Source organism: Arenibacter antarcticus (genome assembly GCF_041320605.1).
GTDB classification, from domain to species: Bacteria; Bacteroidota; Bacteroidia; order Flavobacteriales; family Flavobacteriaceae; genus Arenibacter; species Arenibacter antarcticus.
Genome location: NZ_CP166679.1, coordinates 1022221 through 1048842, shown reverse-complemented (window position 1 = coordinate 1048842; position 26622 = coordinate 1022221). Strand labels below are relative to the sequence as shown.

The window sequence follows — 26622 nt, the reverse complement described above, 5'->3', positions numbered from 1 at the left end:
AGAATTCATGCTACAGCTACAGGCGATACGGGAAGATAAGGAAAAGATTATAGCGGCGCTGGCAAAGCGCAATATAGAGGCACTTCCACTCTTGGACAAAGTACTTCAATTAGATGAAAATAGAAGGGCGGTCCAGGCCCGTTTGGATAATACCTTGGCAGAGTCCAATAAATTGTCCAAAGAAATTGGAATCCTATATAAAAGTGGAAAAGCCCCAGAGGCCAATGCTTTAAAGGAGCGCACCGGAAACTTAAAGGAAGATTCCAAGGTGTTGCAGGATGAACTTACGGCTACCGCCCAAGAATTGCAGAACCTATTATACCAAATTCCAAATGTACCCCACTCTTCTGTGCCAGCAGGTAGCACCGAAGAAGATAATGAAGAGGTGTTTAAGGAAGGTGAAATTCCCGTATTAGTAGAAAATGCACTTCCCCATTGGGAACTGGCAAAAAAATACGATATCATAGATTTTGAACTGGGCGTTAAAATTGCAGGAGCAGGCTTTCCAGTGTATAAAGGTAAGGGGGCTAAACTCCAAAGAGCACTGATCAACTATTTTTTGGATAAGAATACCGCAGCTGGTTATACGGAAATGCAGGTTCCCCACCTAGTAAACGAAACCTCCGGATACGGAACTGGACAATTACCGGACAAGGAAGGGCAAATGTACCATGTAGGGGCAGATGATCTTTATCTGATACCTACCGCAGAAGTTCCTGTAACCAATATTTTCCGAGATGAAATTGTAGCCGAATCGGATCTTCCTTTTCGCTTTACCGCCTATACCCCTTGTTTTAGAAGGGAGGCAGGAAGTTATGGTGCGCATGTACGCGGATTAAACAGATTACATCAATTTGATAAAGTAGAATTAGTACGGGTAGAGCATCCGGATAAATCCTATGAGGCTTTGGATGGGATGGTAGAACACGTAAAAGGTATTCTTAGAGAATTGAAACTTCCGTATAGAATATTGCGACTTTGTGGAGGCGACCTAGGGTTTACCGCCGCCTTGACCTTCGATTTTGAAGTGTTTTCCACCGCCCAGGACCGTTGGTTGGAAATTAGCTCGGTATCCAATTTTGAGGCTTTCCAATCCAATCGCTTAAAACTGCGTTTTAGGGATGGAAATGGGAAGAACCAGTTGGCGCATACCCTTAACGGTAGCTCTTTGGCCTTGCCGAGAGTGTTGGCGGGGATATTGGAAAATTACCAAACCGAAAATGGAATCGAGATCCCGGAGGTGTTAAGACCTTATACCGGTTTCGATAGAATTGATTAGTTTTTTCAATCCTTACTGATCAATAGTTCAGAGGAGATCAATTAACTGATAGTTACGCACTAAAGACATTTTAATGCGCCTACGCTTGCCTGTGCGTTCCGTTCAGGCGGGCGTCTAAATGTAATCGGTAGTTGCTGTCCGATGCCTCATGGTCTTGCTCCAAGGTAATTGACCAGAAGTCACGGGCTATAGCCCCATATCATGTTGGTTAATAGCCACGGCTTTAAAGTCGTGGTCAAGAGGTTTAAAGTGATTAGCTTTAGCTCAAACCTCATTTGATTCCTGTAAACTCTAGCCAATAGACATGGAATTAGTAATGCCCAAAATAGGACCCTACAATTTGTACCTTCAGGACTTATTTAATTTTTTTGTTTGCAACCGAAATAGCGGCTTTTACGACAAAATGAAGCTGTTTTTTAACAGCATAGCAGATGCTATGGTGATAGAAAATGACGAAATATAGGCTCGGAAAGTGATTTTCCTAGGTAAAAGAAGAAGTTTAACTGAGTTCTCTCCGTATCTTTGAATAAAAAGTAATTTTGCGACCCATTCTCATCATTTTTCTCTGTTTTATCTCCCAAATGGTGCTTTCCCAAGAAGATTTCTTGGCGAAGCAGTATTTTGAGGATGGTGAGTTTGAAAAGGCAAAGGTGTTTTATGAGAAATTGGTTGCCAAAAACCCCAAACGAACGGATTACGGTGAGCAATTAATAGCTTGCTACCAGCAGTTGGAGCAATATGATAAGGCAGAGGAATACTTGCTAACGACCCTTGCAGATAAAACAGCATACCCCACCGCATACATAGAATTAGGACGTAATTATGGCCTAAAGGGAATGCAGGATAAGGCGGTTGAAAATTACGATCGTGCAATTTCCGAAATAGAGAAAAACCCCAATTTCGGCTATGGTATTGGATATAAGTTTCAACAATATGTTCTGTTAGACTATGCGCTAAAGGCGTATTCTAGAGCTATGGAATTAAATCCAGTTTTGGATTACGAATTTCAAAAAGCAAGAATTTATGGGGAGCAGGGCAATATAGAGAAGATGTACGAATCTTATCTAAAAATGATCAGTCAAGGTACAGTGTCCACTGCCAATGTACTACGGAATATCAACGATTTTATATCCTCCAATGCTGAAAGTCCCAATAACTTAAAATTTAAGCGGATCCTTCTGAAAAATGCTCAGAATAATCCCGACTTGCTTTGGAACGAATTACTCAGTTGGCTTTTTGTACAACAAAAACAATACAGCAGTGCATTTGGCCAAGAAAAGGCAATTTATAGAAGAAGTGAGGAAAAATCACTTCAACGCCTGCAAGGTTTGGGGAGATTGGCCTTGGAAGATCAGGAAATAGAGGTGGCAACAGATGTGTTTTCTTATATTGCTCAGCATAGCGGGGATACAAGGGAAGTCTTAGACGCACAACTAAACCTCATTGAGATTCAGTTGATGGACGCAGATGAAAAGAAACTACAATCCATAGAAAATACTTTTACAGAATTGTTAGAGGAGCATGGGAACAAAATAGAAACCCTGCACCTGCAGATTGCCTATGCCAATTTCCTGACTTTTAACAAGAATACCCCGGGTCCCGCCATAGAAATTATGGAAAGAAGTTTGGAGTTTCCATTGAATAATTACGGAAAAGCCTATATTAAAAGTGCCTTGGGAGATATTTTGGTCTACGATCAGAAGTTCAATCGCGCATTGATCTATTATTCTCAAATACAAAAAGAACTCAAAAATGATGTGCTGGGGCAGGAAGCGCGATTTAAAGTGGCGCAGACCAGTTTTTATAAAGGGGATTTCGATTGGGCATTAACGCAGTTAAAAGTGCTGCGGGCATCTACCTCCCAGCTGATTGCTAATGATGCCATGCAATTGAGCTTGCTAATTTCGGATAACTCCTTAGAAGATTCCACGCAGACCGCTCTAAAAAAATATGCCAGGGCAAGTTTTTTGAACTACCAAAACAAAAAGACAGATGCGGTAGCCCTCTTGGAAGATATTTTGGAAAATCATAAGGGCGAAAAAATTGAAGATGAGGCATTATTAAAACAAGGGCAGATTTTAATCGAGCTAAAACAGTATGGAAAGGCGGAATTTAACTACCTTAAAATAGTGGAATTTTATGCCAGTGATATTTTGGCGGACGATGCACATTTTGCGCTGGCAGAGTTGTATCGTACCGTATTGGAAGATCCGGAAAAGGCCAAGCGCCACTATGAACAAATTATCTATAATCATCAGGATAGTTATTATTTTCCCCAGGCACGGAAAAATTTCAGGAAGCTGCGAGGAGATGATATCAACTGAATATTCAAGGGCTAATAAAAATTGGAATACGCTTCCCTAGAAGCATAAAGCAGAGTTATGTACATATACAACGTTACCATAAATATTGAAGAATCTATTAAGCAAGACTGGTTGCATTGGATGCAAGGCACACATATCCCCGAAATGTTGGCAACGGGAAAATTCTCTAAAGCCCTAATGACTAGGGTCTTGGTGGAAGAGGAGATGGGCGGACTCACCTTTTCAGTGCAGTATACCACGGACTCTAAAGAAACCCTTGAAAAGTATTATGCCGAAGATGCGGATAGCCTCCGCAGTAAAGGAGCGGCACTTTTTGGCGGCAAGTTTGTAGCCTTTAGAACCGAATTGGCTGTTGTAAGTGAGCATTAATTAATACTACCCCATTACTAGATGAGCAAAAATAAAAAAAAGTCATATCAGGCCTACGATGCAAAGTCGTTTAAACCCCAGAAGGAAAAAAGTCCGGTAAAGGCCAAGAAACATCTGGGACAGCATTTCCTAAAGGATGAGACCGTAGCGCAAAAAATTGGGGAGACGCTTACCTTAGAAGGGTATCGGAATGTAATTGAAATTGGTCCCGGTACCGGGGTGTTAACGAAATACCTCCTTGGAAGGGATATAGACCTTGTCGCTATGGATCTGGATTCGGAATCTATTGATTACCTCAATAATAGTTTCCCCTTAGAACACAATGATGTAATGCATCGTAAAGGTAGTTTTAAGGTGTTGGAGGGCGATTTCCTAAAATACGATATAAAACAGCTCTTTGGAGAGGAGCAATTTGCCATTACGGGGAACTTTCCCTATAATATCTCTACCCAGATCGTTTTTAAGATGCTGGATTACAAAGAATATATTCCGGAATTTTCGGGTATGTTCCAAAAGGAAGTGGCCGAAAGGATCTGCGAAAGTAATGGGAGCAAGGCTTATGGAATACTTTCCGTATTGGTGCAGGCATTTTATGAAGCGGAATACTTGTTTACCGTATCACCGCAAGTCTTTGATCCCCCGCCTAAAGTTCAGTCGGGCGTCCTGCGGTTGGTCAGAAAGTCTAATCAGGAGTTGGGCGTATCTGAAAAGCTATTTAAACAGGTGGTTAAAGCCGCTTTTAACCAACGTAGAAAAACATTGCGGAACAGCTTAAAAACCTTTGATCTTTCCGATGTTCTTAAAGAAGATGTTATATTTGGGCTCCGACCAGAACAATTGACCGTTTCAGATTTCATTTCGTTGACACAGAAAATACAAAATGACACCGTTTAAACTTACCGAAGAATTTATAGCTGAAATACAACAGCTTATAGATAATAATCAGGATGCAACGTTAACTTCCCTTTTGGAAGAGGTGCATTATGCGGATGTGGCAGAATTGATGAATGATCTGGATGAAGATCATGCCACTTACCTCATTAAATTACTAGATACCGAACAAACCTCGGAAACCCTTACAGAGCTAGATGAGGATGTTAGGGAAGCAATTCTAGGGAATCTGTCCGCTAAGGAGATTGCAGGAGAATTAAACGAGCTAGATACGGATGATGCCGCTGATATCATCGGAGAGCTCCCTAAAGGAATGGTGCAGGAAGTAATTTCTGAATTGGTAGATAGGGAGCACGCAAAGCATATCGTGGACCTACTGCGCTACGATGAGTATTCGGCAGGTGGACTAATGGCTAAGGAGCTGGTAAAGGTAAATGAGAATTGGAATGTGCTTACCTGTGTAAAAGAAATGAGAGCCCAGGCAGAGAACGTTACCCGGGTGCACTCCATATATGTGATAGATGACGAGGGGAAACTGAAAGGGCGACTTTCTCTAAAAGATCTGTTGACTACCTCTACCAAGACCAATATCAAGGATGTGTACATCCCTAAGGTAGATTATGTAAATGTTAACGAAAAACCCGATGAGGTGGCGCGAATCATGACCAAATATGATTTGGAAGCCATTCCGGTAATAGATGAGATTGGTAGATTGGTGGGGCGTATTACCATTGATGATATTGTAGATGTAATTAAGGAAGAAGCAGAGAAAGATTATCAATTGGCAGCAGGTATTTCCCAAGATGTTGAAGCAGATGATAGCATTTGGGAACTTACACGTGCCCGTTTGCCTTGGCTGTTTATCGGTATGATGGGCGGGATCGGGGCCGCTAGTATTATTAACGTATTTCAAGGCGCATTCGTAACATTCCCCATCCTATTAGCTTTTATTCCCCTAATGCAGGCTACTGCGGGGAATGTTGGTGTGCAATCCTCTGCAATAGTAGTGCAAGGACTGGCGAATGATACCATTAAAAAAGGAGAGCTTATAGGGCGTCTGGGGAAGGAGCTCCTCTTGGGCCTCGTAAACGGTATAGCGCTGGCAGCAATTTTTATTCTGATCAGCCATTTTGGGTTCAAAACCTCATATTTGGTCTCTGCTACTGTAGGGATCGCTCTAGTCACTGTAATCGTAAATGCAGCCGTAATCGGTACGTTTATCCCTATATTTTTGAATAAAAGAGGGATTGATCCCGCAATTGCCACAGGGCCGTTTATTACCACCAGCAATGATGTATTGGGAATACTGATCTATTTTTCGATAGCCAAGTACATTTTAAATTTTTAGGGCACTCCACCGCCAATGGCGGTGTTGGGCTTTCCGCGCTACACGGTAGCTTGCTGCAATCCCTAGTGCAAAAACTTTGTATATTTATCGCAATTCTTAAACGCTTTTAGCAAGCTGGAAACAAAGATAATTTAACCGTATTGGGGCTATAGCTTACAATAATTGTCAAAACAACCAATAAATTGATACTACCAATGAAAGTGCTTCACCTAGATGTTAACCACCCGCTTATCATAGAGCAATTTGCCGCCCTTGGCTTTCAAAACGATGAGGATTATACCTCTTCTAAGGAAGAAATAGAAAATAAAATTGCCGATTATGACGGTATTATTATCAGAAGTAGATTTACGTTAGACCAAAAGTTTTTAGATCGTGCCACCAACCTAAAATTTATTGGCCGATTAGGAGCTGGATTGGAAAATATAGATACCCAATACGCCAAAAGTAGGAAGGTGTTCTTGGCCGCCGCCCCGGAAGGGAACCGCAATGCAGTAGCAGAACATACCCTTGGAATGGTCCTTTCGCTCTTTAACAACCTAAACAAAGCCGATCGTGAGGTGCGCAACGGAAAATGGGACCGGGAAGGAAATAGAGGATTGGAATTGGACGGAAAGACTGTAGGTATTATTGGTTATGGCAATATGGGAAAGGCATTTGCTAAAAAGCTTAGGGGTTTTGATGTAGATGTTATTTGTTACGATATCGCTGGGGGAGTAGGGGATGAAAATGCAAGACAGGTGGGCATTATGGAGTTTAAACAACGCTCTCAAATTGTCAGTTTGCACGTGCCCCAAACACCTACTACCCTAAAAATGATCGATTCGGAGTTTTTCGGTAATTTTAAACATCCAATATGGTTTTTTAATACGGCAAGAGGTAAATGTGTAGTTACCGAAGATCTGGTTTCTGCGCTGGAAGAAGGTAAGGTTTTGGGCGCAGGATTGGATGTGCTGGAATACGAAAAAAAATCATTCGAGAATTTGTTCGATGAAGGTGGACTCCCACCAGCCTTTTCTTATTTAATACAGGCAGAGAACGTAATTCTTTCTCCCCATGTGGCCGGCTGGACAGTAGAGAGTAAAATAAAATTGGCGCAGACCGTTGTAGATAAGATTGTAAAAAAATTCACTTAACTTTATAGAGTAACCCTAATAACTTAAAGGTGCAGTATAAGGCAGATTCCCCATCGGAATATTTGGAGCAGCTCCCCGAAGAACGCAGAATAGCGGTGGGTAGGTTAAGACAGGTAATCCTAGAGCATCTGCCACAGGGATTCGAAGAACAGATAAGTTATGGGATGTTGGGTTACGTAGTTCCACATTCACGCTACCCCAATGGGTATCATTGCGATCCCAAACTTCCACTTCCCTTTATCAACCTAGCTTCCCAGAAGAATTTTGTAGCCCTCTATCATTCAGGGATCTATGCCAATAAGGAGCTGTTAGATTGGTTTGTAGCTGAATATCCAAAACATATGTCTACAAAACTAGATATGGGGAAGAGCTGTATCAGATTTAAAAAAATGGAAACTATTCCCTACAAGCTTATTGGAGCGCTTTGTTCAAAAATGACTGTGGAGGAATGGATTTCAATGTATGAGACTACGATTGGGAATAAAAAATAATTGAAGCAAGGTGTGGGCTTAAACGGTTGGTCCCACAATAGCCCAGTACAAATACAGTTAACCTGTTCTCTCTTCCTTAGTTATTAAAGGGAGTGCTAACCATTTAAAATCGATTTAAAACAATACGTTATGCAAAAAAGAGTGACTGGTTTAGGTGGATTTTTTTTTAAAACAAAGGACCCAGACAAGGTGAAATCTTGGTACCATAAACATCTTGGTTTAAATACCGATCAATACGGGTGTACCTTTTGGTGGAAAGACAAGGAAGGTAATGATTGTAGTACCCAATGGAGTCCAATGAAGGACGATACTACTTATTTTAACCCTAGTAAGTCCACCTTTATGATGAATTTTAGGGTAGATAATTTGGAGGAACTTTTAGAGGTTCTAAAAGAGGAAGGCGTTACGGTAGTTGGTGAAATGGAAACCCATGATTATGGTAAATTTGGATGGATTTTGGATCCCGATGGGAATAAGCTGGAGCTTTGGGAGCCTGTAGACAAAGCATTTTTGTGATACGGAAATAATTGCTATATTTAAGGATATTATTAATCAACTAAAATACAACCACTTAGATGACAGAAGATAATAACGATCTTGGGGACAAAGGCGACGGTGCTTTTGACAAGGCTAAGGAATCTGCAAAGGGATTTGCCAAAGAAAGTAAGGAATCAGCAAAGGGGTTTGCTGAGGATAGTAAGGAATCTGCAAAGAAATTTGGGGACGAAGCCAAAAAAACCGCCAGCGAATTTAAGGAAGGCTTGGCTGGAGCTGGAGGTGAAAATAAAAAAATATTAGTGGGAATCCTCGCTATAGTTTTTGGGCAATTGGGAGTCCATAAATTTATCTTGGGGTATCAGAAGGAAGGGATTATTATGTTAGTAACCACTGTAATCGGTTATGCTACCATGTGTTTTATTATTGGGAGCTTTATTGTTATGGCTACAATGATTGTTGGACTTATAGAAGGAATAATATATCTTACCAAATCAGATGAGGAATTTTATAATACCTACCAAGTGGGTAAAAAACCTTGGTTCTAAATAAATAGATAAATATAAAAAAGGCCAGTGTTCAACACTGGCCTTTTTTATATCGTTAAGTCTGTCTTTTCTTTAATTACCTTTCCCGTTACGTATTAGGGTTAAAAGCTTCCGCTTCTTCTTCAGGTTGCCCTTCGGCCAACTTGCGTTCCAGTTCAGCCTGAAATTCTTCCATCACAGGCCTTACGGTACCTTCTGGTAAGTCTGCTATCTTGATGTACATTAATCCGTCTACGGAATTATTGAATAGGGGATCTACGTTAAAAGCCACTACCTTGGCATTTTGTTTTATATACTTCTTAATCAATACCGGTAATCGTAAGCTGCCAGGTTCTACCTCCTCGATCAGTTTGTCAAATTTGTTTAAATCGGCTTCGGTTTCATCAAAAATAAAATCCTTGTCCGCATCTTTTAATTTAACCTTAAATTCCTTTTTGGGACGTATGTATTGGGCAACATAGGGATCCCAATAATTGCTTTTCATAAACTCGATCATCAAAGATTTGGAAAAATTGGAGAATTGGTTGCTGATGCTTACCCCTCCAATCAAATATTTGTGTTCTGGGAACCTTAGCGTAGTGTGTACAATACCTTTCCATAGTAAGAACAGGGGCATCGGTTTCTGCTGGTACTCCTTTACAATATACGCCCTTCCCATTTCTATGGATTGTTGCATCATCCCATACAGCTCGGGCTCAAAACGAAAAAGATCCTGTAGATAAAAGCCATCTATGCCGTGTTCGGCAAAAATTTCTGAACCCATTCCCATTCTATAAGCCCCTACTATTTTTCGGGAATCATCATCCCAAAGGAAAAGATGGCGGTAATAATTGTCAAATTCGTCTAGATCTATAGCCTTATTGGTCCCTTCTCCAATAGCTCTAAAGGTAACTTCGCGCTGTCTACCAATTTCATTTAGTATAAACGGCATGTCCGAGGCTTTTGCTAGGAACACTTCGTAATTTTTACTTTGTAACAGCCTACAGTCCTTTTCCCTTAGTTGTGCTATTTCATCCTGTATCACCTCCGTTCTAACTGCTGTGGCAATTTTTCTGGGCGTTTTGGGCAATTTTAAGCTGTTGGGGATGTTGTTTAATATACTTTCCTTTTCATAGGCATTGGAAAGCATATAGGTCTTACGACGGAGAAGGTCGGTGAAATCGGCCAGGGTTTCCTGCTCATTTTGCGTCTGTACAGAAATAGGTTGCCCTATCCTTACCTTTATCACCCTATTCTTTTGTGTGGTTACCTCAGAGGGCAACTTTGCCGTCCTAAATGCGTCACTGATTTTGGACAAGCTGTAAAATAGCCTACTGTTCTTAGCGTGAAAATAGATGGGAACCACAGGAACTTCTGCCCGTCTAATCAACTTTAAGGCCGCTTCCTCCCAAGGTCTGTCCACAATTAATTTCCCGTCCTTATAGGTAGAAACCTCACCCGCTGGGAATATCCCCAAGGGATGGCCGTCTTGCAAATGCTTCATGGCATTCTTAAATCCGGCTATACTGCTTTTGGCGTCCTTATGGGTCTCAAACGGATTTACAGGGAGAATATAGGGGGCCATAGGTTCTATTCTGTTCAATAGAAAATTGGCGATGATCTTAAAATCTGAACGTTGATGCAAAAGTAATTTTAATAGCAATACCCCATCTATCCCTCCTAAGGGATGATTGGAAATAGTGATATAACTCCCCTGTTTGGGTAGTCGCTTAAAATCCTCTTCCGGTATTTCGAACTTTATTTTGTAGTGGTCCAAAATGGCGTCCAAAAAGGCAACCCCTTCCAAGTGCTTATTTCGATCATAAAAACGATTGATGCTTGAGATTTTGGTTACCCGCATCAGCAGCCAACCTATAAAAGTCCCAAGAAAACCATAATTGTGAAGATGAATAGCCTTTGCTACTTCTTTTGCGGTAACTAAACCCATGAATTAATGTAATTTGGTCACCGCTAAGATAGGTAAAACCCTTTAGGGAACATTGTTTTAAATCGGATCACCCGATTTTTATACTTTATTTAGTAACCAACTGAACGGTTTCTTTGCCCCTTTGTTCCAATAGAATTTCCTTCCCATTTTGCAGGGAATCTAATGCCGCTGCGTTAAAATGTCTAATCGTATAAAGGGAAACTCCTTCATGGCAGACTACCTTAAATCTTCCCTTTAAATGGGCTAATAAGCTTTCCAGTTTTCCAAACTTATTATCCACACAAACAGAAAAACTAATGGCAGAACTCTGTATAAGGTCCACCTTCATTTTGTGATCGTGCAGCATTTTAAACAATTCGCTTATGCTGTCCTCTACAATGAAAGAAAAATCCAAGGAGGATAATTTCATTAAGACCTGATTCTTTTTTACGATAAAACAGGGTATTTTGGGTTCTATCCCAACACCTTTTCCTACTGTGGTTCCTTTGTCCAAAGGATGTATAAAGGATTTTACATGTAGGGGAATTTCTTTCCCCTGAAGGGGCTGTAATGTTTTTGGGTGTATTACGGAGGCACCATAGAAAGCCAATTCTATTGCTTCCCGGTAAGAAATGCTGTTCAATAGTTCCGCATTTTCAAAATACCGTGGATCCGCATTTAAAACCCCAGGAACATCCTTCCATATAGTAACCTCAGTTGCGTTTAGGCAATACGCTAAAATTGCGGCGGTATAATCCGAGCCTTCCCTCCCTAAGGTAGTTGTGAAATTATTGTCATCGCTTCCCAAAAAGCCTTGTGTAATATTTAACTGCCGACGATCTATATGCTTGTTTACCTGTAGTTGGGTCAGTTCCCAGTTCACCACGGCATCCCTATATTGATCATTTGTCTTAATTAGAGTGCGAACATCTAGCCAAGTATTGGAAATTCCTATCTCGTTTAAATAGGCGCTCAATATAGTGCTCGATATCAGTTCGCCATAACCTACAACTTGATCGTATACAAACCCGTGTTTTGGAGATTTGTTCCAAGCTAAAAAGCCTTGAACCTCATCAAAAAGGGTTTTTACCTGATCGTAAACCAGATGATTGTCATTCTGGAACAAGCCCGCCATAATATCAGTATGATAATCGTATACTTCCTGGATGGTACCCTGTAATGCAGTCCTATCTGTAAAATACGCATTTACAACGGCTTCCATGGAGTTAGTTGTCTTACCCATGGCCGATACTACTAAAAGTGTATTTTCATGCCCTACCTGCTGCAAGACATTTACTACGTTCTTTACTCCTGCTGCATCCTTTATTGATGCACCCCCAAACTTAAAAACCCTCATATCCTATCTAAAAATGTTTGAATTCCTTTTTCGTCCAAATGAACTACGTTCCAATCCCTCTTAACCTGGGCGCCCTTGCTCTCATACAGGGCAATGGCAGATTCGTTCCAATCTAATACCTCCCAATTTATCCGTTTGACGCCAAGTTTATGACCGTATTCTACCACCTTTGCCAATAATGCGGTGCCTAAGCCACTTCCCCGCATTTTCTCAGTTACTATTAAATCTTCCAAATGTATTATTGGTCCTTTCCAAGTGGAATATCTTTGAAACAACAACGCCATTCCTACAATGCTTCCCTCATATTCTGCTACATAACAATGAAATAATTTCTTTGAACCAAACCCATCGCGTATTAGATCTTCAACAGTGACCTCTACCACATCATGTTCCTTTTCAAATACCGCCAATTCCATTATAAGCTGATGCACCTGCTCCATATCATTGGCTTGTGCATCTCGTATACTGTACTTCATAATTGTTATAAATAAAACACAAAGTTATAAATTTAAAAAATCAATAATTAACGAAAACGTTGTAGTGTCACAAAATAACCGATATTTGTGCTTATATAAACAACTTTTTCCATGATTAAAAAAAACACTACCCTTGGAGAGTTTATTATTGAAAATCAGTCGTCCTTTCAATATTCGTCTGGAGAGCTTTCTAAATTAATAAATGCCATTCGTTTGGCTGCAAAAGTAGTGAACCATGAAGTAAATAAAGCGGGACTTATAGATATAATTGGTAATGCTGGTGATATTAATATTCAAGGAGAAGACCAGCAGAAGTTGGATGTTTTGGCAAATGATAAATTTATTCAGACTTTAAAAAACCGGGAAATTGTTTGTGGTATAGCTTCGGAAGAGGAAGACGATTTTATTAGCATCAATAGCAGTGATAATAAAAACCAGAATAAATATATTGTGTTGATCGACCCCTTGGACGGCTCCTCAAATATTGATGTTAATGTTTCTGTGGGCACCATATTCTCCATTTACAGGAGGGTAACTCCCCTAGGTACAACAGTAACCTTAGAAGATTTTTTGCAGCCGGGAAGAGAACAAATCGCTGCCGGTTATATAGTTTATGGTACCTCTACCATGTTGGTTTATACCACCGGGGACGGAGTAAATGGGTTTACCTTAAATCCCGCCTTAGGTACATTTTATCTTTCACATCCCAATATGGAATTTCCAGAGTCTGGAATGATTTATTCCATAAACGAGGGCAATTATGTGCATTTTCCCCAAGGAGTAAAGGATTATATTAAGTATTGTCAGAAAGAGGAGGGAGATAGGCCCTATACTTCTAGATATATTGGTTCTCTGGTTTCTGATTTCCATAGAAATATGATTAAGGGGGGAATTTACCTATATCCTAAAAGTAGTGTTGCTGCCGAGGGTAAATTGCGACTGTTGTACGAGTGTAATCCCATGGCATTTATTGCAGAACAGGCCAAAGGGAAAGCCAGTGACGGGTTTAGGGCCATTTTGGATATTAAGCCCACCGAGTTGCACCAACGGATTCCATTCTTCTGTGGAAGTCGGAAAATGGTAGAAAAGGCAGAAGAATTTATGCAAGGAAAATAATAAAAAAGGAGCTTGTTAGGGATCAAGCTCAAAAGTTGTGTGTGCATAAAATTGTTAGGTAGTTACAATTGAAAGATCTTTCTTGTTTTTACGAGTTTCAATACTTTTTTCCATTGATGAAAAAAGTATTCAAAAAAATCTAGGCTGCTTTCTCCTTTATTGAAATCTACGGACTTTCCACTGCCACAGCGCCCAGGCCGCTTTCACTAAGGTGAAATGCTTTTTGGACGCCTTCCTTCGGCCAACGTTGAAACTCCTTGATTTACTACTAAAAGAAAAAGTAGGCCGAAAACCTGTATTGAAAGCTACTCGCCTGTCTTTCCTGATCCGTAGAGGACCGAGATGTGAATGTAACGATTTGCATTTACATCAAGGGGCCAGTCGGTGCGTTGGCCTTCGCTACGGCCGGCTCTTTAAAACAAAGGTACACCGTACCTTCGCTTTAAAGGCCCTGTTCGTTTTATTCATTGCTTGTTATTTTATAATAAGGTATTCATGAACCTCCTACGTCGGTTTCATCGGACAAGCAAAGAAATCGGAGATTCACGAAAACCGATAAAAAACAATAAAAATCACCTTGAGTAAAATGAAAGAACAATCAAATAAAAACACTGTTAAAGGTATTTGAAATGTAAAATTTGTATTTACACATAACTTGCATTTTATTTTGCATAAACACAACAATTAGTCATGATCCTAATTTAGGTCTATAGCCTAATGCTTTAAAAGATATAAGTAGTCGTCAAATGCTATCCTTCCACTAAAGATATCGATAGATTTTTGTATGATAATATCAGCAGCTTCAGATTTATAGCCCAACCCTATTGCGTATTTGGTGATTAAAGATCGTTCTTGTTCCTCTATATAGTGATCTGCAAAGATGATCCTGAAAAGATCGTATAATCTTTCTAAACGTTCTTCTGAATTGGTGGGAGGGTTAATAGGATATTTGTTTTCCTCGCTCATCACCTCCTTGTACTCTTCCTCCGTGATATCCAATTTATTGGCGAAACGGTCCAACAATTCTCTTTCCTCCTCATTTACCTCCCCATCAATGGCTGCCAAAGTAGCAATGGCCGCAAAATGGGCTAAATTTCTTCTATGGGTACCACTACTATATAGATCTACGAAAGACATATGTTATGAAATTTATTGTTAGAAGCAAAGATATACGTTTTGCAAAATGATTACCATAAAACACTATAAATTTTTTAAATAAAAATACCCTAAAAACAATCGATTTTTAAAGTTATACTTAAGTTCATAGATAGCTACTTTTCCTCGATAAGTTAAATAATGCAAGTGATTTTTATAATAACTAGGTAGGGGTTTGATGCAGAAAACAATCTTTTTTAATGGGAGATTATTGTTCCTATTGGGCAATTCGTTTTGGAATACAGGTCCGAGGTTTAGGGTATCTATCTGGTTTGCAGCTAAGTATTGCTGGCGTTAATTTTACTTCTACACGGAATAATTACTAATTTTTATTGTAATTATAAGGAGGAATAAATCCAACAGCTGTATCTTTAGGCGAGGATCATTGATGATATTGGAGTTAGTATTGTTATTCCCGGTTCTCAATAAGTCATATGACTATTAAATTCTCTAGCAATCTATTAATATTTCCTATAGTTGTTTTTTTTAGCCTTTCGACTGTGGTGGTTTTGCTATGGAATAGTTCCTTGAAAGGGCATAAGGAATTATTGTTGAACGAGGTGGAGACCAACGGAATTTTTAGGTTCAATGAATTCTTGTCTTCCGGTAAGGAAAATATCACTTCCCTAGAAAACTTAGGCAAACGTATTGAGATGACCAATGGGGCATATTTTAAATATTGGGAGGAAGATGCTGAGCTTATTTTAAAACAAAACCCATCTTTTAAATTTGTGGAATGGATAGATAGTTCCATGACCATTAAAAAGGTGACGCCTTTGAAGGGAAATGAATCGGTGATCGATTTAAATATTTCCGGATTGCCCAGAGTAAAGGAGTGGACTAGGCATGTACAGGATTCCTCAACCAATATATCCTCATGGACCAATTTAGCTCAGGGGGGGAGTTCCTTTTTAGTGGATGTGCCTGTGTTTTTTGATGATAAGTTTCAGGGAACCATTACCGCAGGAATGGATTTCACCGTTCCGTTTAACAAGCTTGTTAGCGATCTAACCAATGGTATAGGCGAGTTTTCCATAGAACTTAAAGATAATGAAGGGACCGTGTTTTATCAATATAACGACCCTAAACCAGATTATTTTAAGAAGGAATATGTATTTGTTAGGTCGTATGAAATTGATGAAGTGGATGGAGAGAATTGGACCTTCTCCCTTATGCCCAGTGATTTAAATATATTAAAGGAACGGAAAAGAGAGGCTTATAGCGATTTGGTGTTTGGTATACTACTCTCCCTACTCACTAGTTTCTTGATATATTTTTATTTGGCTTCCCGTAAAGAGAATATACGGTTTAGGGAATTGAATGCAAAGCTTAGCGATGTCAATGCAAATTTAAAGAAGGAGCAAATTAAGGTAGAAAAAGCGTCCAAGGCAAAAACAGAGTTTGTATCCAATATGAGTCATGAAATACGAACGCCATTAAATGCAATACTCGGTTTTATAGAGATCTTAAAAGTATCAAATTTGGACCACTCCTTGATAGAAATTTTGTCCCTAATGGATATTTCCTCTAAGAAATTACTGTTGCTGGTGAATGATATTTTGGAAATCGATAAAATTGAATCTGGGAAAATAGGATTCAAGAATGAGGTGTTCTCACCCTCGGCAGAGTTGCAAAATATTCTTAGTATTTACAGCCCCAGTATGGAGGCTAAAGGCCTTACTGTTCAGTTGAATTTTGGGATGTGTGAGAATCTCGCTGTGTTGGGGGATATGGGAAAATATGGACAAATATTGACCAACCTATTGAGGAATGCACTTAAATTCACCATAGAGGGAGGCATAAAAGTGACCTATGGTGAAAAGGTAGTTGATCATAACCTACAGGTGAAAATTAGTGTAAAAGACAGCGGAATCGGAATTCCAAAAGATAAATTGAAATCTATATTTGATCGATTTATTCAGATAGATTCCGGTATTTCCAAAAAACATGAGGGTAGTGGTCTAGGATTGTATATCACCTACCTTTTAATAGAGCTTATGGAAGGTCATATAGAGGTGAACAGTGTGGAGAATGAGGGAACCGAATTTATTATAGATCTAAAATTTCCACTCTCCGAAGTAACTCCTATAACTCCATTACTTCCTTCGGAAGCCATTGATCTGAGTGGCTCTAAAATCCTGATCGTAGATGATAACAAGATCAATGTACTGATGTTGAAAAAAACTATTGAGAATTTTGGGATAGAATCTAGCTGGGTTTCCAATGGGAAGGAGGCTGTGGAAGCTGTAGCTAACAATGATTATGATTTGGTCTTAATGGATATTCATATGCCCGAGATGGACGGCTTTGAGGCAACCAAGGAAATCAGAAAAACTGATCTGGATATTATAATTATTGGTTTCTCCGCCGATGTCACCAAGGAAACCATTCAGGAGGCGAAGCTTGTTGGAATGAATGATTATTTTACCAAGCCTATCTCTTTCGATAAACTGAGGCAGGATCTTTCCCTATATCTTATCAAGGCTTCAAATATTTAGGGCCTTTTGCACGACTTCCCCTTTTGGAAAAATAATTTTGAACTTAAACCATAGTTGTGTGGGGGCTGATTAGACTGTCAATTTCCAAATCGAAACGAAAATACACAATGGATGAAGTCCAAGCATCGATGAACTGTGTATAGGATTATTATCCTGCATATAGCCCAGTGCGTAAGCCTAAATCGAACCCAAAGGTCGGTTCAGGAATTACGATTTTTTCACTGACAAAAAGTAGGGGAAATTCCTTAGGTTAATGTCTATTCAAATGCAGGAAGCCCAGTTATATCGGCACCAGTGATCAAAAGATGGATGTCGTGCGTACCCTCATAGGTAATAACGCTTTCCAAATTCATCATATGTCGCATTATGCTGTATTCCCCTGTTATTCCCATGGCACCCAACACCTGTCTGGCTTCACGGGCTATTTTGATGGCCATATCCACATTATTTCTCTTGGCCATTGAAATCTGAGCAGTAGTAGCTCTTCCCTCATTTTTTAATTGCCCCAACCTAAAGGCTAATAATTGTGCCTTAGTGATTTCTGTAATCATTTCAGCCAATTTCTTTTGCTGTAATTGGGTTGCCCCAATTGGTTTCCCAAACTGAATACGCTCTTTGGAATACCGCAATGCGGTGTCATAGCAATCCATTGCGGCGCCAATGGCTCCCCAGGCAATTCCATAACGTGCAGAATCTAAACAGCCTAAAGGCGCTCCTAACCCATTCTTTCCGGGCAAGAGATTTTCCTTAGGCACTTTTACATTGTCAAAAATCAGTTCCCCAGTTGCCGAGGCACGTAAAGACCATTTATTATGGGTCTCTGGAGTAGAAAATCCTTCCATTCCCCGCTCTACTATAAGACCATGGATTCTCCCTTCTTCATTTTTTGCCCAAACAACCGCAATATCTGCAAAAGGGGCATTGGAGATCCAAAGTTTGGCGCCGTTTAAGAGGTAATGGTCACCCATATCCTTAAACTTGGTTTCCATGCCACTGGGGTTGGAACCATGGTTGGGTTCGGTAAGTCCAAAACAGCCCATAAATTCCCCTGTTGCTAATTTTGGCAGGTATTTTTTTCGCTGTTCTTCACTTCCATAAGCGAAAATGGGATACATCACCAAAGACGATTGCACGGAGGCGGTAGATCTTACCCCGCTATCCCCACGTTCTATTTCTTGCATTATTAACCCATAACTGATCTGATCTAGACCTGCGCCGCCATATTCTACAGGGATATACGGGCCAAAGGCACCAATTTCCGCCAATCCACCTATAATTTGTTTTGGAAATTCCGCTTTTTGGGCGTACTCCTCAATGATAGGGGAAATGTCACGTTTTACCCAGGCCCTAGCAGCATCGCGCACCAAAATATGTTCATCGGACAATAGGTCGTCCATATGGTAGTAATCGGGGGCTTCAAATAAATCTGGTCGCATAGGATGGGTTTTAAAATCAAAAATAATGAAATATTCACTCTAGTAAAAATATAACAAAATCACGTCTCCTGGTTACATTTTTAGATAAAAATCCTTAGTAAGTGCTATATAATCTTCGGTGTAACGATGGCGCTCTACCTCTATGGTGAGTTTCTCCATAAGAGGTTGGGATTTCTTAAACTGCAATTCCAATAGGCTGCGTTTAACCTCCGATTCAGGAGTGCCTTGTACATGGGTGATTCTAGTTGGGAAAAGCTTGCAATTAGCCGCTATGTCTAGAAATTCCTTTTCATTCTTGTGGGGGATGATGGTAGAGAAGCTGCCGGTATCGGATAGTAGTTTGGATACGCCGTCTAAAAGTTCCCCAAAAGGAAGTGATGCACTTTGCCTGGCCATGTCCCGTGATTCGCTACCGCTGGAAACCCTTTCGGAATAGAAGGGAGGATTGGAGACAATGATATCGTATTTGTCTTCTATTTCATCTACAAACTCGTCCAAACCTGCATGGTAACAGAATAATCGATCGCCCCATAAAGAAGCTTCAAAATTGTTGACGCACTGTTCATAAGCCGCCTCGTTGATCTCAATAGCGTCTATAGTTTCGGCCTCACTTCTTTGGGCCAGCATCAGTGCAATAATCCCTGTACCAGCGCCGATATCCATAATAGTGGCCGGGTGGTGGTCTATGGAGGTCCAGGCTCCTAATAATACCCCATCGGTGCCAATTTTCATCGCGCAGCGATCTTGGAGAATTTTAAATTGTTTAAATACAAACGGTTTACTCATGTCGATACAGTTTTGAGTCTGCTAGCGCGATTTTGGAATTCAAATATAGGAATTTGCTTTAGTGTAAATTCATTAAATTTCTCTTCCTACCTCCCTATTTTCTGAGTTTTCTAATTCTAGCAATGAATCCCTAGTTTTGGCGCATATTATTTACAATCGTTTATTTTATTGTTTCTCCACAGGATTGAGAAATAAGTTTTAAGGGGAGGGAAATAAACGTTTGGTACCTGTTGTTGGGTTTTGGTATTGATGGGCGACATATTTCAATGGTTGGCTAAAACACGGAATCACCGACAAATTGAATATTTTTGTGTTGAGAAGGAATAAGCGCTTTATAAGTCGGGATTACAGTTGGATTTCTAGCAGGGTGGCAGGGTCAATGCCCATCGTAATAATTGTTTTTAATGGAGTCCATTTTCTTCCTACCCTGAGCAACCTGGGTAACCTTTGTCCATAGGTCATGGGATAACAAAGGTTTAAGGGGTTGGTCTAGTAGGGGAATTTTATGGAAGACGCTCTGTAGTTTTTTGTCCCATAGCTTGTGGTATTTTAGGAGATCGTCTGGATATACTACTTTTCTCTTGGTACCTTCATCCACTCCCCTGAACGGTGTTGGTATATTTAGGTATCCATAGTCATCGGTCAACTGTTCCCCTATGCGAATGTCTCTTATTGCGATTTCGAAATCATATGCCGTAGTAAGGCAATTGGAATTAAAGCTGTGGTTTACGTAACGTGCATTATCCCAACACAGGATATATCTGCCCTGGTTGTCCCTAAAGGTATAGGTATCTAGAATGTTTTGGTAGATGGGATCCAAGGTGTCTAGCTCTTTTCGCGAAAATTCCCTATCTAACTTGTCCAATACCCATGTGATAGTCCCTTCGGGAATAAGCGCAGTTGCTACAACCCCGTATCCGATTTCCTTGTTTATAAATTGTAGTTCGGTATTTGGATGTATCATGATGCAATCAAAATAGTTTTAATTTACGCAACAATATAATAGGGGTAGACAGGGTAAATGCCTCCAATGGGTAATTAATAATGACTATTGGAATATAGTATTCCTATAGTTTATTATAGGGAACTGTTCAATGAAAGATAGTGAAAATTACCTCCCCTTTATTGTTTGAATAAAAATGGGAACAGGTTTAGGAAAGGTAAAGGTCTATAAGGCCTTCGGGAGTTTCTATAAAAATGGTCTTGTTTTCACGGTCTACTTTTACGATAATTTCATCGCGAACCGGAATGAGTAGTTGTTTTTCTTCCTTTTTCACCTCAAATAAGGCTTGAGGGGTAGTATCATTTATACTTTCTATGGTTCCTATATTGCCATGGATTTTGTCTTCCATAGTAAATCCGACCACCTCGTGGTAATAGAATTTATTTCCCTTTAGTTTGGGGAGGAAAGATAGGGGAAGGTAAATTTCGGAGCCCATAACCTTGTCGGCATCCGATTCATTGGCCACCTCTTCAAATCTTACGCGGAGTAAGCTAGATTTGTGGAGCTGACTTTTTTCAATAAAAAATGGAACCAGATTGTTTCCAAGAGAAACGAATACTGATTCCAATTTTTCGTACAATTCGGGTTCATCGGTATCCAATTTAATGAGTACCTCTCCCTTAAAACTATGTTTAGAAACGATTTTTCCGAGGTAAAAACACTCTTCTTTTGTCATCGTTTCTGAGTAACTATTCTTTTTCTGTAGATTCTTCTGGAGCGGCAGTTTCTTCCGTCACTATTATCGGAGCAGCCTCTTCGGTTGCTTCTTCAACAGCAGGAGCATTTGCTTCGGCAGCAGCTGCAGCTCTTTTCTCGTTTACTTCTTTTTCCGCTTGTAAAGCTTTTGCTTTTGCATCTGCTTCCGCTTGAGCTAAACCGTCGACTTTAGAACCTACTATTTTTCCTTTTTCTTCTAACCAAGCATTGAATTTTTCTTCAACTTGCTCTTCTGTCAAGGCACCTTTACGCAAACCACCTAACAAATGGTGCTTTAAAAGTACTCCTTTATAAGATAAGATTCTTTTTGCAGTATCTGAAGGCTGAGCTCCATTCTGTAACCATTTTACAGCACTGTCAAGATCTAAATCGATAGTTGCAGGATTGGTGTTTGGGTTATAAGTTCCCAATTTTTCCAAGTATTTACCATCTCTTTTGGCGCGAGAATCCGCTGCTACTATCCAATAGAATGGTTTTCCTTTTTTTCCGTGTCTTTGTAATCTAATTTTAACTGGCATATCACATTAATTTGTAGGGTGCCCGACCCCTGATTATTAATTCTTTTTTTGCTAAGGACTACCTAAGCGGGTGCAAATATACGTTATTTAAATAATTAGGCAATAATTTTTTCGAAATTATAGCAATTAATAGTTGCGTTAATAACTCCTCGTAATTCCATTTTTATAATGCCTCGTATATCCTTAATTTTACGGACTGTTTTTAGTTTCAGAACTAGGGCTTTTTTGTCTGACTAAAATAGACTAAATTCTTCGGGAGAATATCGCTATACGGCAACCTAAAAGTTGGCTTGCAATAAGCTGTTTGAACTTTTTTATGTGTCATAGGCATTGCCCTTTACTAGTAGACTTTAAACAATAAAACTTGAACCTTAAATCTGTCAGCATAATATGTTCCTAATTTTTGATACCGAGACCACAGGATTGCCAAAGCGCTGGAATGCTCCGTATACCGACACCGATAACTGGCCTCGATGTATACAGATTGCTTGGCAGTTGCACGATGATATGGGGCGACTAGTGGAGAGTCAGGATTATTTGGTGCGTCCAGACGGATTTAATATTCCCTATGATGCAGAGCAGATACACGGAATTTCCACGGAATTGGCGCAGGAAAAAGGGGTGTCCATAGAAGAGGTGCTTCAAAAGTTTAATGAAGCTCTGGGGAAGGCCAAATTTGTGGTTGGGCAGAATGTAGGGTTCGACCTTAATATTATGGGGGCCGAATTCCATCGGTACCACGTAGCGAACAGCTTGCAGGAATTACCAGTCTTGGATACCTGTACCGAGCATACCGCCAAACTGTGCCAGATTCCCGGAGGAAGGGGAGGAAAGTTTAAATTACCCACCCTTACCGAACTGCATCAATACCTATTTGGAGAGCCCTTTGGGGAAGCTCATAACGCAACGGCGGATGTGGAGGCTACTACCCGTTGTTTCTTAGAGCTATTGCGCCGCAAGGAATATACCGAGGAGCAACTGGATGTAACCCCAGATTATTTCAAGAATTTCTCAGAAGCCAATCCGCAGGAGATCCAATTGATTGGCTTAAAGCACATCAACCTAAAAAAAGCTTCCAAAAAAATTGCCGATAAGTTATGGGCAAAGGATACAGGGGTTATTTCTCAGGAAGAAATCAAGGAAAATATAAGGACCCTAGAGGACGCACAATTTGTTCATCTTCATAACCACTCTCAATTTTCCGTATTGCAGTCTACCATGTCTGTAGCAGAACTGGTTCAGAATGCAGCCAAGGAAAAAATGCCGGCTGTAGCCCTTACAGATCATGCCAATATGATGGGGGCATTCCATTTTGTTACTGCGGTAAACGGTCATAATTCCAAAGTAAAGGCCAAGAATGCTGAAGCTTTGGAGAATGGCGAAGCACCTACCGAACAAGAGATAAAGGCAATTTTAGGATGTGAATTCTTTGTTTGTGAGGACCATACTAATAAAAGTGTAAAGGACCACGGGTACCAGATCGTTATTTTGGCCAAAAACAAAAAGGGGTATCACAATATGGCCAAAATGTCGTCCATTGCTTATACGGACGGATTTTATTATGTGCCACGAATCGATCGCAAGGTCATAGAAAAATACAAAGAAGATCTAATTGTACTTACGGGGAACCTCTATGGGGAAGTGCCCGGTAAAATATTGAACGTTGGGGAAAATCAGGCTGAAGAGGCCCTGTTGTGGTGGAAAGAGCAGTTTGGCGATGACCTTTATATAGAGATCATGCGTCATGGCCAGGAAGATGAGGATCGGGTAAATCAGGTTTTGGTGGCTTTTGCTCAGAAGCATCAGGTAAAAATGGTGGCTACCAATAATACCTATTATGGAGCCAAGGAAGATGCGGAGGCGCACGATATTCTATTGTGTGTAAAGGACGGAGAGAAACAGGCTACCCCTATTGGTCGTGGGCGTGGGTATAGGTACGGTCTGCCTAACCAAGAATACTATTTTAAATCGGACTCCCAGATGAAGGAGGCCTTTAAGGACCTACCAGATTCTATTTTAAATATTCAAGAAGTTGTAGATAAGGTAGAGTCTTATGAGCTCGCTAGAGATGTCCTATTGCCCATATTTGATATTCCGGAGCAATTTAAGGTAGTCGAAGATGTAGTGGACGGTGGGAAAAGAGGTGAAAATGCTTATTTAAGACATATTACCTATGAAGGGGCCAAAAAACGCTATGCGGAGATTACGGAGGAGATAAGGGAGCGACTGGATTTTGAGCTGACAACCATTGAGAATTCTGGCTATCCAGGATATTTTTTGATCGTGGAAGATTTTATTCGCGAGGCTAGGAATATGGATGTTTCCGTAGGACCGGGAAGGGGGTCTGCCGCGGGGTCGGTGGTGGCCTATTGCCTTAAAATCACCAATATAGACCCCTTAAAATACGACCTGCTTTTTGAGCGGTTCCTAAATCCAGACAGGGTGTCCATGCCCGATATCGATATCGATTTTGATGATGAGGGGAGAGGCCGTGTAATGGATTATGTGATTAAAAAGTATGGGTCCAACCAAGTAGCTCAAATTATTACCTACGGGACCATGGCGGCAAAATCCTCAATACGGGATACGGCAAGGGTGTTGGACTTGCCTTTGGGAGATGCCGATAGGATTTCCAAGCTGATTCCGACCATGTCCAAATTGAGCAAGATTTTTGGGGTCAGTGTGGCTGATCTTAAAAAGAAGTTCCGTTCCGAAGAGTTGGAGAAGGTCAATGAGTTGCTGAATATCGCTGAAGGTCATGATCTGGAAGCACGGACCCTGAAAATGGCTAGGATATTGGAAGGCTCGGTCAGAAATACTGGTATACATGCCTGTGGGGTAATCATAACGCCCAGCGATATCACCAATTTTGTTCCTGTAGCCACGGCTAAGGATTCTGACCTTTATGTTACCCAGTTTGACAACTCGGTAGTGGAAAATGCTGGTCTGTTAAAAATGGATTTCTTGGGGCTGAAAACGTTGACCCTTATCAAGGATACCGTGAAAATTGTAAAGTTAAAGCACGATATAGATCTTGTTCCCGACGATTTTCCCTTGGATGATGAAAAGACCTATGAGCTTTTCCAGAAAGGGGATACCGTAGGGGTGTTCCAATACGAATCTCCCGGGATGCAGAAACACATGAAGGATCTAAAGCCTACGGTGTTTGATGACCTTATAGCTATGAACGCCCTGTACAGACCAGGGCCAATGGAATATATCCCGAGCTTTATTGCTCGTAAGCACGGGGCGGAAGAGATTACCTATGACCTAGCGGATATGGAGGAATACCTAAAGGAAACTTATGGTATTACAGTGTATCAGGAGCAGGTGATGCTACTCTCACAAAAATTGGCAGGCTTTTCCAAGGGTGATGCCGATGTTTTGCGTAAGGCAATGGGGAAAAAGATCTTTGCCCTTCTAGAAAAATTAAAACCACAATTCCTGGATGGCGGTGAGAAAAAAGGCCATCCCAGAGAGGTTTTAGAAAAAATTTGGAAAGATTGGGAAGCTTTTGCCTCCTATGCCTTTAATAAGAGTCACTCTACCTGTTACGCCTATATTGCGTACCAGACGGCCTACCTAAAAGCGCATTACCCTGCCGAATATATGGCGGCGGTACTTTCCAATAACATGAACGATATAAAGCAGGTCACCTTCTTTATGGAGGAGTGTAAACGGATGGGCCTAGCGGTATTGGGGCCAGATGTAAACGAATCCTACTACAAATTTGCCGTAAACGCGGAAGGGGCCGTGCGTTTTGGTATGGGGGCCATCAAAGGGGTTGGCCGAGGTGCTGTGGAGACCATAGTGGAGCATAGAAAGGAGGGCGGACCCTTTAAATCTGTTTTCGATCTTTCAAAGCGTATCGATCTGCGAGCCGCCAATAAAAAAGCGTTTGAGAATTTGGCCTTGGCAGGCGGATTCGACTCCTTTGGGAATACGCATCGAGCACAATATTTTCACGATGAAGGGGATGGGATAACCTTTTTGGAAAAGGTGATAAAATATGGGAATAAGTATCAGGAAAATAAAAATTCGTCCCAAGTAAGTCTTTTCGGTGATGCCAGTGATGTGCAGATTCCAGAGCCTGAAGTGCCGCCTTGTGAGGAGTGGGGCACCATGGGGAAACTCCGAAGGGAAAAGGAGGTTGTCGGGATTTATATATCCGGACATCCGTTGGACGATTTTAATATTGAAATAAAGGCCTTTACCAACGCCAATATAACTGCAGTAGCCAATATGGGCGAATTCGTCAATAAGGAGCTTACCTTTGCTGGAGTAATATCGGATGTGCAACATAGGACCGCCAAAAATGGAAAGGGATGGGCCACGTTTATAGTGGAGGACTATACAGATTCTATGGAGTTCCGCATCTTTGGGGAAGAATACTTAAAGTATAGGCACTTCTTAATGATCAATTCATTTGCCTATTTTAAGATATTTATAAAAGAAGGTTGGGTGAATCGTGATACCGGAAAAAAGAGCGATCCCAGAATGCAGTTTAATATGATTATGATGCTGCAGGAGGTAATGGAGACCTTTGCAAAGAAGCTGACCATTAAATTGGATATTACCCAATTAAAAGAAGATACTATCCTAGATCTAAAAGATACTTTGATCTCGCATGATGGGAGTCATCCGCTGAGCTTTGTGGTGTACGAAATGGAAGAGAAGATAAAAGTAAACATGACTTGTAGAAAACGGAAAATCAATATTTCAAGTGAACTACTGTTGCAATTGAACGAAAAAGAAGTACATTACAAGTTGAATTAG

General features: G+C 40.5%; 21 protein-coding genes. 12 read left to right on the top strand and 9 right to left on the bottom strand.

What is annotated here, in order from left to right; all coding sequences use genetic code 11:
- Nucleotides 1-7 precede the first annotated feature (7 nt).
- The 9 genes from serS to KCTC52924_RS04325 all read left to right on the top strand — a co-directional run bounded on the left by serS (nt 8) and on the right by KCTC52924_RS04325 (nt 8878).
- Nucleotides 8-1279 (top strand): serine--tRNA ligase, encoded by a 1272-nt coding sequence (gene serS / locus KCTC52924_RS04365; RefSeq protein WP_251806994.1) that lies wholly within the window; start codon nt 8-10, stop codon nt 1277-1279.
- 539 nt (nt 1280-1818) lie between these two features.
- A complete protein-coding gene (locus KCTC52924_RS04360; protein WP_353057482.1) occupies nt 1819-3603 on the top strand; it encodes a tetratricopeptide repeat protein in 1785 nt (594 codons plus the stop codon).
- A gap of 57 nt (nt 3604-3660) precedes the next feature.
- The gene (locus tag KCTC52924_RS04355) at nt 3661-3972 is read left to right on the top strand and encodes a DUF4286 family protein (RefSeq protein WP_251806995.1); all 312 of its coding nucleotides are present in this window, start codon (nt 3661-3663) and stop codon (nt 3970-3972) included.
- 21 nt (nt 3973-3993) lie between these two features.
- Nucleotides 3994-4866, top strand: a complete 873-nt coding sequence (gene rsmA, locus KCTC52924_RS04350; protein WP_251806996.1) for a 16S rRNA (adenine(1518)-N(6)/adenine(1519)-N(6))-dimethyltransferase RsmA — start codon at nt 3994-3996, stop codon at nt 4864-4866.
- Entirely contained in the window at nt 4853-6211 is a 1359-nt protein-coding gene (mgtE, locus tag KCTC52924_RS04345; RefSeq protein WP_251806997.1) for a magnesium transporter, read from the top strand. Before rsmA ends, mgtE begins: the two co-directional genes overlap by 14 nt.
- 194 nt (nt 6212-6405) lie before the next feature.
- The gene (locus tag KCTC52924_RS04340; protein WP_251806999.1) at nt 6406-7344 is read left to right on the top strand and encodes a 2-hydroxyacid dehydrogenase; all 939 of its coding nucleotides are present in this window, start codon (nt 6406-6408) and stop codon (nt 7342-7344) included.
- 29 nt (nt 7345-7373) lie between these two features.
- Nucleotides 7374-7835 (top strand): DUF1801 domain-containing protein, encoded by a 462-nt coding sequence (locus KCTC52924_RS04335; protein WP_251807000.1) that lies wholly within the window; start codon nt 7374-7376, stop codon nt 7833-7835.
- Nucleotides 7836-7964: 129 nt separating this feature from the next.
- Complete coding sequence (locus KCTC52924_RS04330) at nt 7965-8351, top strand: VOC family protein (RefSeq protein WP_251807001.1); 387 nt, start codon at nt 7965-7967, stop codon at nt 8349-8351.
- Between the two features lie 59 nt (nt 8352-8410).
- Nucleotides 8411-8878 carry an NINE protein gene (locus tag KCTC52924_RS04325; RefSeq protein ID WP_251807002.1) on the top strand — a complete coding sequence of 156 codons (468 nt, stop codon included), beginning with the start codon at nt 8411-8413 and terminating at the stop codon, nt 8876-8878.
- Between the two features lie 88 nt (nt 8879-8966).
- On the opposite strand, the gene KCTC52924_RS04320 is transcribed toward KCTC52924_RS04325, so the two are convergent.
- The 3 genes from KCTC52924_RS04320 to KCTC52924_RS04310 all read right to left on the bottom strand — a co-directional run bounded on the left by KCTC52924_RS04320 (nt 8967) and on the right by KCTC52924_RS04310 (nt 12617).
- Nucleotides 8967-10805, bottom strand: coding sequence for a lysophospholipid acyltransferase family protein (locus KCTC52924_RS04320; protein ID WP_251807003.1), 1839 nt, complete (start codon nt 10803-10805; stop codon nt 8967-8969).
- 85 nt (nt 10806-10890) lie between these two features.
- Nucleotides 10891-12141, bottom strand: coding sequence for an aspartate kinase (locus KCTC52924_RS04315; RefSeq protein WP_251807005.1), 1251 nt, complete (start codon nt 12139-12141; stop codon nt 10891-10893).
- Nucleotides 12138-12617, bottom strand: coding sequence for a GNAT family N-acetyltransferase (locus KCTC52924_RS04310; protein ID WP_251807006.1), 480 nt, complete (start codon nt 12615-12617; stop codon nt 12138-12140). The genes KCTC52924_RS04315 and KCTC52924_RS04310 overlap by 4 nt, the downstream gene beginning before the upstream one ends.
- 111 nt (nt 12618-12728) lie before the next feature.
- On the opposite strand from KCTC52924_RS04310, the gene fbp reads away from it, so the two are divergent.
- Nucleotides 12729-13733 carry a class 1 fructose-bisphosphatase gene (gene fbp / locus KCTC52924_RS04305; protein WP_251807007.1) on the top strand — a complete coding sequence of 335 codons (1005 nt, stop codon included), beginning with the start codon at nt 12729-12731 and terminating at the stop codon, nt 13731-13733.
- Nucleotides 13734-14447: 714 nt separating this feature from the next.
- Here the strand turns inward: fbp and KCTC52924_RS04300 are convergent.
- Nucleotides 14448-14870 (bottom strand): TerB family tellurite resistance protein, encoded by a 423-nt coding sequence (locus tag KCTC52924_RS04300; RefSeq protein WP_251807008.1) that lies wholly within the window; start codon nt 14868-14870, stop codon nt 14448-14450.
- A 452-nt stretch (nt 14871-15322) separates the two neighbouring features.
- On the opposite strand from KCTC52924_RS04300, the gene KCTC52924_RS04295 reads away from it, so the two are divergent.
- Nucleotides 15323-17386 carry a response regulator gene (locus tag KCTC52924_RS04295; RefSeq protein WP_251807010.1) on the top strand — a complete coding sequence of 688 codons (2064 nt, stop codon included), beginning with the start codon at nt 15323-15325 and terminating at the stop codon, nt 17384-17386.
- 257 nt (nt 17387-17643) lie between these two features.
- Here the strand turns inward: KCTC52924_RS04295 and KCTC52924_RS04290 are convergent, their stop codons facing one another.
- The 5 genes from KCTC52924_RS04290 to KCTC52924_RS04270 form a co-directional block, all read right to left on the bottom strand.
- Entirely contained in the window at nt 17644-18822 is a 1179-nt protein-coding gene (locus KCTC52924_RS04290; RefSeq protein WP_251807011.1) for an acyl-CoA dehydrogenase family protein, read from the bottom strand.
- A gap of 72 nt (nt 18823-18894) precedes the next feature.
- Nucleotides 18895-19608: a tRNA1(Val) (adenine(37)-N6)-methyltransferase gene (locus KCTC52924_RS04285; RefSeq protein ID WP_251807012.1), complete on the bottom strand. Its 714-nt coding sequence runs from the start codon at nt 19606-19608 to the stop codon at nt 18895-18897.
- A 376-nt stretch (nt 19609-19984) separates the two neighbouring features.
- Nucleotides 19985-20572: an SET domain-containing protein gene (locus KCTC52924_RS04280; RefSeq protein WP_251807013.1), complete on the bottom strand. Its 588-nt coding sequence runs from the start codon at nt 20570-20572 to the stop codon at nt 19985-19987.
- 187 nt (nt 20573-20759) lie between these two features.
- Nucleotides 20760-21287: a ribosome maturation factor RimM gene (rimM, locus tag KCTC52924_RS04275; protein ID WP_251807014.1), complete on the bottom strand. Its 528-nt coding sequence runs from the start codon at nt 21285-21287 to the stop codon at nt 20760-20762.
- 13 nt (nt 21288-21300) lie between these two features.
- Complete coding sequence (locus KCTC52924_RS04270) at nt 21301-21846, bottom strand: 30S ribosomal protein S16 (protein WP_251807015.1); 546 nt, start codon at nt 21844-21846, stop codon at nt 21301-21303.
- A 390-nt stretch (nt 21847-22236) separates the two neighbouring features.
- Here KCTC52924_RS04270 and dnaE point away from each other — a divergent pair, with 390 nt between their 5' ends.
- Entirely contained in the window at nt 22237-26622 is a 4386-nt protein-coding gene (gene dnaE / locus KCTC52924_RS04265) for a DNA polymerase III subunit alpha (RefSeq protein WP_251807017.1), read from the top strand.